The organism is Pseudomonas brassicacearum, assembly GCF_000585995.1.
Classification (GTDB): Bacteria; Pseudomonadota; Gammaproteobacteria; order Pseudomonadales; family Pseudomonadaceae; genus Aquipseudomonas; species Aquipseudomonas brassicacearum_A.
Genome location: NZ_CP007410.1, coordinates 3,995,288 through 4,008,573 on the forward strand (window position 1 = coordinate 3,995,288; position 13,286 = coordinate 4,008,573).

General features: G+C 60.1%; 10 protein-coding genes. 5 read left to right on the plus strand and 5 right to left on the minus strand.

Annotation, left to right across the window (positions count from 1 at the left end):
- The first annotated feature begins 4 nt into the window (after positions 1-4).
- From CD58_RS16810 to CD58_RS16830, 5 genes are all read left to right on the plus strand, one after another.
- Positions 5-1,897, plus strand: a complete 1,893-nt coding sequence (locus tag CD58_RS16810) for a TolC family protein (RefSeq protein WP_025214165.1) — start codon at positions 5-7, stop codon at positions 1,895-1,897.
- On the plus strand, positions 1,894-2,655 hold the full coding sequence (locus CD58_RS16815) for an efflux RND transporter periplasmic adaptor subunit (protein WP_080712570.1): 762 nt from the start codon (positions 1,894-1,896) through the stop codon (positions 2,653-2,655). The genes CD58_RS16810 and CD58_RS16815 overlap by 4 nt, the downstream gene beginning before the upstream one ends.
- Positions 2,652-4,028, plus strand: a complete 1,377-nt coding sequence (locus CD58_RS16820) for an efflux RND transporter periplasmic adaptor subunit (protein ID WP_025214167.1) — start codon at positions 2,652-2,654, stop codon at positions 4,026-4,028. Before CD58_RS16815 ends, CD58_RS16820 begins: the two co-directional genes overlap by 4 nt.
- Positions 4,025-6,199, plus strand: a complete 2,175-nt coding sequence (locus tag CD58_RS16825; protein ID WP_049866963.1) for an HlyD family efflux transporter periplasmic adaptor subunit — start codon at positions 4,025-4,027, stop codon at positions 6,197-6,199. Before CD58_RS16820 ends, CD58_RS16825 begins: the two co-directional genes overlap by 4 nt.
- Before the next feature lie 247 nt (positions 6,200-6,446).
- Positions 6,447-7,175, plus strand: coding sequence for an EthD domain-containing protein (locus CD58_RS16830; RefSeq protein ID WP_025214169.1), 729 nt, complete (start codon positions 6,447-6,449; stop codon positions 7,173-7,175).
- A gap of 73 nt (positions 7,176-7,248) precedes the next feature.
- Here the strand turns inward: CD58_RS16830 and CD58_RS16835 are convergent, their stop codons facing one another.
- From CD58_RS16835 to CD58_RS16855, 5 genes are all read right to left on the minus strand, one after another.
- Positions 7,249-8,382, minus strand: coding sequence for an FAD-dependent oxidoreductase (locus CD58_RS16835; protein WP_025214170.1), 1,134 nt, complete (start codon positions 8,380-8,382; stop codon positions 7,249-7,251).
- Positions 8,383-8,737: 355 nt separating this feature from the next.
- Entirely contained in the window at positions 8,738-10,207 is a 1,470-nt protein-coding gene (locus CD58_RS16840; RefSeq protein ID WP_025214171.1) for an NAD-dependent succinate-semialdehyde dehydrogenase, read from the minus strand.
- Positions 10,208-10,223: 16 nt separating this feature from the next.
- A complete protein-coding gene (locus tag CD58_RS16845; RefSeq protein WP_025214172.1) occupies positions 10,224-11,240 on the minus strand; it encodes a dihydrodipicolinate synthase family protein in 1,017 nt (338 codons plus the stop codon).
- Between the two features lie 27 nt (positions 11,241-11,267).
- On the minus strand, positions 11,268-12,263 hold the full coding sequence (locus tag CD58_RS16850) for an ornithine cyclodeaminase family protein (RefSeq protein ID WP_038436661.1): 996 nt from the start codon (positions 12,261-12,263) through the stop codon (positions 11,268-11,270).
- 114 nt (positions 12,264-12,377) lie between these two features.
- Positions 12,378-13,286: a LysR family transcriptional regulator gene (locus tag CD58_RS16855; protein ID WP_235195268.1), complete on the minus strand. Its 909-nt coding sequence runs from the start codon at positions 13,284-13,286 to the stop codon at positions 12,378-12,380.

Sequence of the window (13,286 nt, forward strand, 5' to 3'; positions counted from 1 at the left end):
CTTGATGAAAAAAAATCGTTCAGTGCTGGCCCTCAGCCTGGTCGCTGCCGCCGTGCTCGTGGGTGTGGCGGGTTGTTCCGTGGCCCCGCAGCCGTTGAAAGAAGATGAAGTCCATCAGCGCGTGGCCGGTGACCAACTCCAGCTCTACGCAGACCAGGAGCCGATCACGGGACCGCTGACCTTCGCCGATGCGTTGGCGCGCTCGCTCAAGTACAACCTTGACTACCGCCTGAAGCTGATGGAGTCCGCCCTCGCGGCTGGGCTGCACGACGTGTCGCGCTACGACATGCTGCCCAAGATGCTGGTCTCGGCCGGCTACGCCTCGCGCAGCAACGAGTCCGGCGGTACCAGCGTGGGCATCGAGACCCACACCGTTTCGTTGATCCCCTCCTCCTCTGTCGAACGCGACCGCACGCTGGCCAGCGCCGAGTTTTCCTGGAACCTGCTGGACTTTGGCGTCAGTTATTACCGGGCCAAGCAAAGTGCCGACCAGTATCTGATTGCAGAGGAGCGCCGTCGGCGTGTGATGCAAACCGTCCTGCAAGACTTGCGCACGTCCTACTGGCGTGCCCTGGGCGCCCAGCGCCTCGAAAGCCAGGCCGACGATTTACTTGACCGCGTGCGCGTCGCCTTGGGTAAATCCCGGGAAGCCGAAATACAGGGATTGCTGCCTCCAGCCCAGGCCCTGGCTTATCAAAGTGCCTTGTTGGATGCGACCACCTTGCTCAACGCTCGACGCCAGGACCTGGAGTTCGCCAAACGCGAACTGGCGGCGCTGATGAGCATCCCGCCGGGCAGCCAATTCACCTTGGCTGAAGAAAGCGAACCGTCGCTGCCCGGCGTCCCTCCCGACATTGCCAAGCTGGAGGAAATTGCCCTGCAGGCGCGCCCTGAATTGCGCGAAGAGGACTACCGCAAACGCATTTCAGCCGACGAAGCCCGGCGCCAGCTATTGGCCCTGCTGCCCAGTCTTGGCATCAATATCAACAGCCAGTACGACTCCAACAAATACCTCTACAACAACAGTTGGGTCGACAGCGGCGTGCAACTCAGCGCCAATCTGTTCAGGCTGGCCGCCATTCCGGCCACGCAAAAGGCCAGTGAATCGCAAGAAAAGACCGACAACGCTCGGCGCCTGGCGCTGTCGATGGCGGTGCTGACGCAGGTACGCATTTCGGTCGAGCGCTACAAACTCGCCCTGGTCGATTTCGACCTGGCCGATCAATCAAGCCAGGTCGATCAGCGCATGGCCAAGTTCGCCCGGGCTTCGCTGACCTCGCGTACCGACTCCGAGCTGGAAGTGATCCGCACCGAAACCCGCGCCCTGCTCGCACAGTTCCAGCGTTACTCGGCCTATGCCACCGCGCAAACCGCATTCGGGCGCATCTATAACTCCTTGGGCCTGGACGTGCTGCCCGAAAACGTCGACGACTCCAGCAACCTGCGGCAGCTTTCGCAACAACTGCAAAAAAGCCTGAGCAGCTCAGAGCGACAGGCTTTCACCACGGCGATAGGTGACCTGCCGTCCCAGCAACCGCTGGCCATCCGCCTTGAATACTCAGGCGATGCTCAAGCGACCAAGGGCATGCTCGAAGTGGCTCGCCAGGCGCTCAAACGCAACCAGTTCGTGCTCACCGAGCAGGACCCGCAGGCGCCCACGCTGGTCTTGCAACTCCATATCTCCAACGTTCAGGACGGCATCCGGCGCGGCCGATGGCGTGTCAGCCTGCTCCGTGCCGATGGCAGTGTGGCAGGCACCAGTGACTACCAAAGCACGTTGCGGGCCCAGCCGGATAACGATTCATTGAACGCGTTCTGCGAAGCCGCCACGGTGGCGGAAATGCCGAACTTGCGAGAGTGGTTGAAATCAGCCTCCATACAGGTCGCCTCGAAATGAGCCTCCGATACCGTTGTCTTTCATTGTTCATGCTGACCGGCCCGTTGCTCGGCTTGGCGGTAGCGGGTCAATCGGCCTGGGCTCAAACCGAAGCCGACGCCGGCGTGCGCGTGTTGCTGGTGGCCGATCAGGAAACCACCCTGGCCAGCCAACTGGTGGGTCGGGTGCGTGCGGTCAACGCGTCGCTGGGCTCGGCATTCCGCAAGGGCGACGTGCTCGTCAGTTTCGACTGTGACGAACAGGTCGCCCGCCTGAAGATGGCCCAGGCCGACCTGAGTTCCGCGAAAGAATCCCATGACGCCAAACTGCGCCTGCAAGGGTTGCAGTCGGCCGGCGAGGTGGAGGTCTCACTGGCGGCCAGCGCGGCGGAAAAAGCCTCTGCCCAGGTCGCCCAGTACCGTGCCCAGCAACAACAATGCACGGTCCTGGCGCCGTTTGACGGGCGTGTGGTCAAGGTACAGGTCAAGGCCTTCCAGGGCGTTAACCTGGGCCAGCCCTTGCTCGACATCATCAGCAATGGGCCGCTGAAGATGCGCGTTAACGTGCCCTCCAAATGGCTGGCCTGGCTCAAACCCAAGCAGACCTTCCAGGTTGATCTGGGGGAAACCGGCAAACGCTATCCAGCCAGGATCAAAGCCATCAACGCTCAAGTCGATGCGGTCAGCCAGACCATCGAGCTTGAGGGGGTGATCGAAGGTCAGCCGACTGATTTGCTGGCGGGGATGAGTGGCACCGCGTTATTTGAAGCTCCGAAATGAACGCCCAAGCCACGCCTGTAAACCCCGTCGCGGTGCTGCTGCATCTGGAACAACGCGCCCAAGAGGCTCGCAGCACCGCAGAACTGGGTTTCGTGATGGTCAACGAAACCTGGCAGCTTTTGCGCTATCGCCAGGCATTTATCTTCGTCAGCGACGTGCTGGGCAAACCGGCCCTGAGCAATGTCTCGAGCCTGGCCGTACTGCCGGAGGAATCGCCGTTTACCGTTTGGCTCAAACGCCTGGCCCATCATCTTTGGCGGCCATCCGCGGCAACGGGTGATTCGGCCCTTTTGCCCACTGTGCGCCTATGGCACGTCTCGGAGCTTACGGAAAGCTTCGCTGAGGGCTGGGCCGAGTGGATGCCGACGCATCTCCTATGCCTGCAACTGCCCGGTCGAGACAATTCGCGCCGCGGCATGCTGCTGCTTGCCTGCGACACCGAGCCAGACGAACACACCCAGGCGCTGCTCGCCCGGCTGGGGCAAACCTATGCGTACTGCCTCGCGGCGCTGACGGACAAGCGCCCCACCCTCGGTGCTCGCTGGCAAACCTGGCGACGACGCCCGTTGCGTATTTTCGGATTGGGTTGCGCCGTCGCCCTGGCCTGTCTGTTCCCGGTCCGCCTGAGTGCCCTGGCGCCGGCCGAGATCGAAGCACACAACGCCATGGCCATTGCGGCCCCTCAAGACGGCGTGGTGCGTGAGTTCCTGGTCCAGCCCAACCAGATGGTGAAAAAGGACCAGCCGCTGTTCAGCCTGGATGACACGACCCTGCGCAATCGCCGCGCAGTGGCGCGGCAAGCGCTGGAAGTCGCCCGCTCCGAAGCACTTCTCGCGGCTCAAAAAGCCTTCGACAACACACAAAGCAAAGGTGAATTGGCCGCCCTGAATGGGCAAGTGCAGGAGAAACAGGCTGAGGTCACCTGGATCGATGAAATGCTCGAGCGCAACAGCGTTCGGGCGCCACGGGACGGCATCGCGATTTTTGGCGACAGCAATGACTGGGTCGGCAAACCCGTGGTCACGGGCGAACGCATCATCCAGCTCGCCGACCCGCAAGATGCCGGGGTGTTGGTCTGGCTGCCGGTGGCCAATGCCATCAATCTCGATGCCGGCTCCGAGATTCGTCTGTTCCTGCACGTGGCGCCGCTGTCACCGCTGACCGCCAGCCTGGTCCAGACCAGCTACCAAGCCACCCTGTCGCCGGACAACATCCCCTCCTATCGGATTCGCGGGCAATTCCAGGGCGACGCCAGCCAGCTGGCGCGGATCGGTCTCAAAGGCACCGCCAAGCTCTACGGCGAACAGGTGCCGTTGATTTACTACGTCCTACGGCGTCCTTTGGCCGCATTACGTGAATGGAGCGGTCTGTGAGTGAGCACGACTTCATAGCCATGCTGCCGGCGCCTTCCACCGGCGCAATGGCAGACGATTCGAGCATCGAGCTGCCGGAACACTTGCCTGCGATACGGGAGGACTTGCGCCTGATTCCGGCGGCTACGCAACGCGATGGCTCGCCGGCCTGGATGATTCAGGATCCGGTCGGAAACCGTTTCTTCACTATCGGCTGGCTCGAATTCGAGATGCTGTCGCGCTGGTCCCTGGGCAGCCCGACCGAGTTACTGGACGCACTGGCGGCGCAAACGCCCTTGCACGTCAGCCGGGCGGAGCTGGCCGCTTTATTGACCTTCCTCAGTCGCCATCAGTTGCTGCATATCAGCGACATGACCGGCACCCGACGCCTGGAAGAAATGGCCAGGCAACGCCAGCACACGGGCTGGCAATGGTTGCTGCACAACTACCTGTTCATGCGGATACCGCTCTGGCGTCCACAACGCTTGCTGCAAAAAACCTTGCCCTGGGTCGCGCCCTTGTTCAGCAGGACGTTTCTAGGGGGTGTTGCCATCGCTATCCTGCTTGGCCTGTTCCTCGTCGGGCAGCAGTGGGACGTGTTCGTTGCCAGCTTCCAGCAAAGTCTTTCCCCCGAAGGATTGGTCGGGTACCTGATAGCGCTGGCCGTTACCAAATGCCTCCACGAGCTTGGACACGCCTATACCGCCACCCGTTATGGCGTGCGGGTCGCGCACATGGGCGTGGCGTTTCTCGTGCTGTGGCCGGTGCTCTACACCGACACCAGCGAGTCATGGAAACTGGCCGACCGACGTCAGCGCTTTCACATTGCCGGTGCCGGCATTCTCGTGGAGCTGATCATCGCGGGGCTTGCCACCCTGGGCTGGGGGCTGTGCGAAAACCCGATGCTCAAAAGTGCCCTGTTCTTTCTCGCCACCACCAGTTGGATGATTTCGCTGGCCCTTAACGCCAGCCCGTTCATGCGCTTTGATGGTTACTTCTTGCTGTCCGACCGGCTCGACCTGCCGAACCTTCATGAACGTTCAGGGGCATTGGCGCAAGCCTGGATGCGCCGTCGCCTATTGTCCTGGGACGAACCAGACCCCGAAGTCCTGCCCTCGCGCCTGCGGCATTTCCTCATCCTCTTTGCCGTGATCACCCGAATCTATCGCCTGGTGGTCTTTCTCGGGATCGCCGTCGCGGTGTACTACCTGTTTTTCAAGGCGCTGGGCATCTTCCTGTTTCTGGTTGAAATTTCCTGGTTCGTCATAATGCCGATCCAACGTGAACTGAAGGTCTGGTGGCGCCGCCGCAAGGAAATACCCGTGCGCCGTGGCCGCGTACTTTTGCTCGGTCTCGGCGCGCTGATGCTGATGGCGGCCCTGCCCTGGAGTAGCCAAGTGCAAGCGCCGGCATGGCTGCATGCGGAAGTCCAATACACGCTCTACAGCCCTATGCCTGCAAAGCTGCTGGAAATGCCGCCAGCCGGGCAAAGAGTCGAAGCCGATGCCGTCCTGGCCGTTCTCGACTCTGCGCAAATACGTGACAGGGTCGACCGGTCACGCAAGGCCGCCCTCGCGTTGCGCGCACAATTGGACGGGCTGACAGGGGCGGCCAACGGGGCAGAAAAATATGCCTCGATTGCCAATCAGCTCAGCCGCCAGCAAGCCGAATCAGCGGCGCAATCAGCCGAGCTTCAACGCCTGACGCTACGCGCCCCAATGGCGGGCATGCTCACGGATGTCGACCCCTCCGTGCAGCCTGGCGTCTGGGTCAAACCCAATCAGCCGTTGGGGGTACTGGTCAATCCTGATAGCTGGACGGTGGAAGCCTTCGTCCGTCAACAGGACCTGTCACGGCTGACCCTTGGCGCCCGTGCGCGTTTTTATGCCCACGGTGACAGCGGCAGCGCCCTCGAAGGCAAAGTGATCAGCATCGATGATTCACGGACTCAAAACGTACCTCACCTCATGCTGAGCACGGCCTATGGTGGACCGATTGCGGTTTCCGGCAAGTCGGACAGCAACCTGCAGGTTCGTGACGCGCTCTACCGGGTCAGAATCAAGCTGGGCGCCCCGCCCGCTCAAATGATGATGCGCCTGGGCAACGTTTCGATAGAGGCTACCCGCGCCAGCCCGGTTACCGAGTTATTCACCGATACGTTGTCGATCCTGGTGAGGGAAAGCGGTTTTTAACAGCATTGCAGTTTCAGCACAGCACTACTGCCGCGCGCACAAAGAACTGGATAAAGACTCTTCAAGCATGTTGTTGCGTGATACCTGCTAGCAGAAACACCGATTGGTCTGGAGAGCAATTTTGCTCTTATCTTCTATTTACGCATCTAAAAAAATATGAGGCTGCAGCGCTAAGTTCAGCCTGAAAACCGTATTCGATGTGTAGCGAGATAAAAACAATTAACCCTTACCAAACGCGAGCGCCCTCATGATTAAAATCCTAGCCGCTGTACGCCGAAAACCCGGAATGACCCATGCTGAGTTTTTGGAATATATCGAGCACGAGCATGGAAGAATCGCCAAGGCCAAACCCCTAGGGGTCAAGCGATACGTGCAAAATCATGTTATCGACTCCGCTTTCGGCGTTGACGCCGACATCGCCTACACACAAACATTTCACAGAGACTCGATCACCGAGTTATTTTTTGCCGACATGCCAGGTTTAATTCAGACCTTCAGCGATCCCTATACCCAACAAACCACTGGGCCTGATGCAGAAAACTTCGCTGATCTTTCGCAACAAGCCGCTCAATTGATGGACGAAGTGGAGACATCCACTGACGGTACCGCCCGTCTTCAATGGAAGGCGATGGTCTTCATCAAAAAGAATCCGGCGGTGACGCTGGATACTTTCTTTACCGCCTGGGATCTGGCCCACGACGCCATAGCCGATCAGCATCCAGACTTCCAACAGGCGCTACGTAGGCATGTCCGCTCCAAGTATCTTCCCGAGGGTGACAGAGTGACCGCTTACTTCGGGCCAAACGTGGCGGTCTACGAAGGTGTTTCCAGCATGTGGTTTGCAAACGAAGCCGATCTTTCGCTCTTTCGTCAGTATCAGAGAGCACTGTTCCAAAGACTTTCTGATAAAGGGGTCGCAGCGTCGTCAGAATCTTTCTTCGTGTACGTTAAAGAGGTTGTGATTCTGGATCTCTAGAGCGAGTCGCAGTAGGACAGCTCTTCGTGGATGGGGTAGCCTGGCCTCCCCATCCAACCGAAGAGTCGATCGTTCAGATTGGCTCAGCCAACGTCGCCATGGAGTCACCCATGATCTGAGCATGCTCCTGCTTGTCACCGCCGCTTTTTTCGATCTCGCACAATCGTGCAGAATTCTCGACCACCAGTTGGCAACGCTCCCAACGCCGTGCTTCAAACCGGCTCAGGGCAACCTGTAGATCGCCATCGGCGAACAGCTCTTCGGCGAGCACGATGGCACTCTCGATGCCAATTCCGGCCCCGGAGGCCAGATGGGGCGTGGTGGCATGCACCGTATCCCCAATCATCACGATGCGGCCCTTGTGCCATGGCAACGGTACCAACAGATTGGCCAGCGGACGATAGTCGATATTGGCGCCCGGCTCGTACAGTTGCGGCACAAGCGCTTGCAAGATCGGGGCTGGGAACTCACCCAGCAGACGCGCCATTTCGCTTGCCCAATTGGCCGGGTCAATCCACTCGGAAAACTCGCGATTTTCCATGAGGAACATATACATATGCGTTGAGGAGATCGGGTTGACACCGACCTTGGTGCGTCCCAACCAATGGCTGGGACGTACAATTTCCTGCGGACGCTTCAGCACTGCACGCCAGACGCTCTGGTGAATGGGTTTTGGCGAAGGGGCTTGCGGGAAAAACTCCTTTCGCACCCGCGAATGCACGCCATCGGCGGCAATGACCAGGTCATAACGCCCGGAGGTCCCGTCGGTGAAACTCACCTCGATGCCATCCCCCTGCTCGACGATGCTGTCGAACGTAATACCAAGGCGTACGTGAGTCCCCACCTCCCGCGTCTTGTCGGCAAAAATTCGAGCCAGCACGGGGCGCAGGATGCCACCGCCACAGGGAATCTGTTTATGACTGACCGGAGGTCGAAGCGCCAACTGCACGATCAGGTCGCCTGCCGGTGAAAACACATCGAAATCGGTGGACAGATACCCTTCCTCGGCGACCCTTCCAAGGATGCCAACGGTATCAAGCGCTCTTAACGTGGGGCCGCTAAGCGTAATGCCAGCCCCCAGGGGACACCACAAGGGGTCTATTTCCACCAGATCCACTTCGACGCCCTGTCGGGCAAGCTGGATAGCCGCTGTCATACCGGAAAAACCGCCTCCGATAACCAGGACCTTATTGACTGCTGCAATCATCACGCTCTCCTAATTATTCTTATTTCAATCGGGCTGACATTGCATTGCGCACCGACGAGTTCAGCGGCGCTATCGACCGGGGCTGAAGCTCATGAAATTCCGGCTCACATGCCGGATCAAGGAAGAGACTATCGAATTGGGTATCCGCGCTGAAATCGCATTCCACAATCCGAGGTATCGCTGACGGTGATGGGTGTCGCGAGTGAGCCTGTGCGATGACTCGGGGGCCTGCCCTTGCGGCAGAACCAGGCGTTTTCAGCCTGCGCCAGGCAACTTGTCTGCGCAGATAAATATCGGAGGCCGATGAAGTACGGTTCATGCAAACCACCCTCCATCGCCCCCTGGCTACGTCAGTTCAGACGCTTTCCAGGCCATCCCAGCAGAGGTATTTCACCTCAAGGAACTCGTCGATCCCAAGGTGGGATCCTTCTCGTCCAAGACCGCTCTGCTTCACCCCACCAAAGGGGGCGACTTCATTGGATATCAAACCGCAGTTGATCCCGACCATGCCTGATTCAATGCGTGCAGCGGTACGCCAGATGCGCGCCGCATCACGGCTGTACAAGTAGGCGGCTAGGCCATACTCGCTGTCGTTGGCCATCGTGATCGCTTCGTCATCCGTGTCGAAACGCAACAGTGGCATGACCGGGCCGAAGATCTCCTCCCGGGCAATCCGCATCCCATGCGTCACATCGGCCAGTACCGTGGGCTGGAAGAAACACCCGCCGATTGCATGACGGGTACCTCCGGACAACAGTCGAGCACCTTGTGCCAGGGCATCCTCTACAAACGCTTGAGATTTCTGCACCGCGGCCTCATCGATCATTGGCCCCACCTGCACGCCAGGTTCCAGGCCATTCCCCACTTTAAGCCGTGCCACGCGCTCGACAATGCGCTCGGTCAGCGCATCATAAACCCCGGCTTGCACCAACACCCGATTCGCGCCGATACAGGACTGGCCGCTGTTGCGAAACTTGGCCAACATCACACCGTCGGCGGCGGCATCAAGGTCAGCATCATCGAAGACAATGAAGGGAGCGTTGCCGCCCAACTCCATCGAGCACTTCTTGACGGTCTGCGCCGCTTGCGCCAACAGCAGCCGGCCCACTTCCGTAGACCCCGTGAACGTGAGCTTGCGCACCAACGGGTTGGCCGTGAGTTCGCCCGCGATGTCTCGGGTGTCATTACCGGTGATCACGCTGAAGACACCGGCCGGCACTCCGGCGCGTTGGGCCAGTTCGGCGAGCGCGAGCGCGGTCATCGGTGTCTGGCTTGCCGGTTTCACCACCATCGTGCAGCCCGCTGCAAGCGCCGGAGCCGCCTTGCGGGTGATCATGGCCGCCGGGAAGTTCCAGGGGGTAATGGCGGCACAGACCCCGATGGGCTCGCGCAATGCAACGATACGCTGGGTGTCTTTCACACCGGGGATCACATCACCGCGCACCCGCGTGGCCTCTTCCGAAAACCATCGCACGAAGGAGGCGGCGTAATCGACCTCACCACGGGCCTCGTCCAGTGGCTTACCCTCCTCCAGGGTGATCAGCGTGGCGATATCTTCGCGATGTTCCACCATCAGCTCATACCAACGGCGCAACACCTCGCCACGGCGTTTAGCCGTCAGGCGACGCCATGGGCCAAAGGCCTCATGCGCGGCATCGATGGCACGGCGCACTTCGGTTTCGCGACAGCGCGGCAGCTCGATGAGTACCGTTTGATCGACTGGATTACGTAGCGCGTACCGGCCGTGCGGCGTCTCGTCCAGCCATTCGCCACCGATGTAGGCGCCCGTACGCCACAGGGTTGGATCTTTTAGTAAATGCTTCACTTTGCAATCCTCGTGCTCAGCAAGGGTGACGCCCGATCATGAAGGCGCTATCAGGATCCGAAGTCACCGGCAGGCCCGCCGCAACCAGTCCTTGACGCAAAGACTTCATGAGACGATCCGGCACGCGCATCGCTGGCGCACGCAGCGGGCCGCCGTTAAACCCGGCCAGCCAGTCCTGATATTTCCACATCGTGCGATTGAGCACGCCGGTGCCGCCCGCATAGGTCTGGGCGGCGGCGCCGTTGGCGCTGCGTGCCGGGTTGACCTTCCAGTACAGTTCCATCGCCTCCTCGAACCGACCCGTGCGTGCCAGTTCGAACGCTTTGGGGTAGTAGTCGCTCATCCAGGCAGTGTTGCTGGTGCCGGAAAATTGCAGCTTCATCAGGCTCATCAAAGGAATCGCATCGCCTTCGATCGGGCAGCTGATCACGACCTGGTCACGGAAGTGGTAGTACATCTCACAGATGCCGGCCGGCAGCGGGAAGCCCTGCTCCGACTTGATGGCCGCGATGTTCGGACAATCGGCCAACAGACGACGGACCAACTCCAGCGACATGCCCGCCGGATGCACGCGCTCAAAACCCCAGAGCGGAATCGGGAACAGCATGACTGCCAGCTCCGTCGCGTCGCAGAATGACTTGGTGTAGTCGTAGATTTCCTGCTCACTGGTCGGCCAGAACTGCGGTGGATATGAGAGCAGGACGATGTCCGCACCCGCCTTCTCGGCGAGCTTCACCGCCTCGATGTTCTCAGCCAGCGTGCCAAAAGCCGCGTGGAAGAACAGGATCAGATCTTTCCCCGACTCCCGGGCCCAGGCGGTGAATTGAGCGTTTTCCTGGGCAGAGATCGCCAGCTCGCTGCACAGCAATGTGCTGCTGTAGCCCAGGCCAACCGTATGTTCGATGTCGTGGCGTATGCCGCGCTCATTGAGACGCTTGAGGTCGGCGCTGAAACTGGGGATGGTAACTGCCGAGCAGCCAATCAGGTTTTCACGGGCCCAGGCACGGGCATCGACTTTCTTGTAAGTGGCCATGATGATTTCCTTCGAACAGTGGAGGGTTTATTTCGAGACAGGGACAATGCTGGCGGGCAGCTCGATACCGAGGCCTTGTTGCTTGGCGCGCTCGTACAGCGCTTGTGCAATGACGACGTCCTGCAACGCCGAGCCCACCGACTTGTAGAGGACGATTTCGCTTGCGTTCTGACGGGGCGTGACACGACCCGCGACCAAATCCGCCAGAGCGACCAATTTGTCGGCGACATAAACACCGGCACTGATCGCTGCAATGGCGTCACCGGTATCGTGAAGCACCTCTTGCGGCATATCAGCGACGATGCAAACAGCTCGTTCCATCGTCACCGGGTCAACTTCCCGTTGTTCAGGCAAGGTGGAACCCAATGACACGACCGTAACGCCGGCAGGCAGCCACTGCCCCAGCAACACGGGAGATTCGTCGCGGCTGCGTGCGGCACAAATCACCACATCGCAGTCCTGCACCGCCTCTTGTGCGCTGCTGACCGCCTGGATATCCAATGCAGGTCGGAAGCTTTCGGCAAAACGCTCGCGGCTCGCCGGCGTTGGACTGAACACGCGTACACGCGCCACTTCTCGCACAGACTTAAGGCAGTCAAGCGCGCCACGCGCTTCAAACCCCGCCCCAATCACGCCAACCCGCAGCGCGCGTTGAGGGGCCAGGAGGTCTACCGCCAGCACCGCAGTTGCAGCGGTGCGCAAACCCGTCACCCGATTGCCGTCGATCAACGCACTCAGGGCCATGGTTTGCTGATTGAACAACGCGATCAGATAGCTGGCGCAACGGGCGCGCATAGAGGCCGCGATCAACTTGCAGCCCATGTGGCCGCCGGCGGGGGGCACAGCCGTCAAACTGCGCAGCCAGATACCGTCGCCCCGAGCCATGGAGCGAGGGGGCACCATGGCATCGGAGGTGGGACCGGCATAAGCCTCGGCGAGCGCGGCGACGGCTGCATTCCAATCACAGAGCGAGGCAACATCGGCATCGCTGAGAAAGAGTGTCGGGGCAATTACTGGGGGCATTGGGGAGTCATGCATATCGCTAACCTCGCAATCGGGTATCAGCCATTGATTGACTGACACCCTACGAGGCGCACACCACGCCGAATACTGCTTGGCATCGAAAGCAGCTATCGCTTAATTCGATGGCATGGACAGACTACAGATCAACCGTCGTACCTCACGGGAGGCACGGGTCACAGGACGGCGGGGAGACTCGGCAAGCACGACAAAACGCTCAAGAACGGGGTCGACGATGCGCGATGACATCAGTCGTTGATCCAGCGAGCCCGGTAGCACTGAGGCAATCGCATAGCCTCCGCCCGCCGCGACGACTTCATACTGGAGCTGTACAGAGTCGGCTTCCACCGCAACGCACAATTCCACGGCCTGCTCGACCGCCAACTGATCTAGCCTGGCCCTGAGCAAATGGGGGCGCCCCGGCACCACCAATCGCAATCCGGCTAGCTGTTTGAGTGCGATATCTCGATGGGCGAAGATTGAGTCGGTGGCGGGTCCTACCAAATGCAGGGGAAGCCTGGCCAGCAGATACGCCTCACCGATGCTGGCTTCATTCTCGCGCAGCACCAACGCCATATCGAGACGACCGTCATGCAACTGCTCTTCAAGTTGAGCGCTCGCGCCCTCGATCAGGTGCAATCTCACGCCCGGCATCTGTGCTTGCACGGCGGCAAAAAGTGTACCGGCAAACCGGCGGACCGCAGAAGGCAGCATGCCTACGACCACCTCCCCCACCGGTTTTCCACGCCGAGTACGAATGTCATCGGCCAGGCCTTCAGCGTCCGCGAGAAGACTCGATACGCAAGGCAGCAACTGCTCGCCAAACTCGGTCAGGACCACCCCACGTCCGGTACGCTGAAACAACCGCTCGCCACACTGTGCTTCGAGCTGAGCGATATTTCGACTCACCATCGACTGGGGCATATCCAGTAAAACCGCTGCTTTGCTCAGGCTTCCAGCCGCCGCGACCCGTACGAACAATGTCCATCGAGGATCGACGATCGTCAAAGCAGTGGCCACAGGCAC

Bases quoted from the DNA above. Each gene is read 5' to 3' on its own strand.
- CD58_RS16810 (WP_025214165.1), top strand. From the start codon at position 5: ATGAAAAAAAATCGTTCAGTGCTGGCCCTCAGCCTGGTCGCTGCCGCC.
- CD58_RS16815 (WP_080712570.1), top strand. From the start codon at position 1,894: ATGAGCCTCCGATACCGTTGTCTTTCATTGTTCATGCTGACCGGCCCG.
- CD58_RS16820 (WP_025214167.1), top strand. From the start codon at position 2,652: ATGAACGCCCAAGCCACGCCTGTAAACCCCGTCGCGGTGCTGCTGCAT.
- CD58_RS16830 (WP_025214169.1), top strand. From the start codon at position 6,447: ATGATTAAAATCCTAGCCGCTGTACGCCGAAAACCCGGAATGACCCAT.
- CD58_RS16835 (WP_025214170.1), bottom strand. From the start codon at position 8,382: ATGATTGCAGCAGTCAATAAGGTCCTGGTTATCGGAGGCGGTTTTTCC.
- CD58_RS16845 (WP_025214172.1), bottom strand. From the start codon at position 11,240: ATGGCCACTTACAAGAAAGTCGATGCCCGTGCCTGGGCCCGTGAAAAC.
- CD58_RS16850 (WP_038436661.1), bottom strand. From the start codon at position 12,263: ATGCCCCCAGTAATTGCCCCGACACTCTTTCTCAGCGATGCCGATGTT.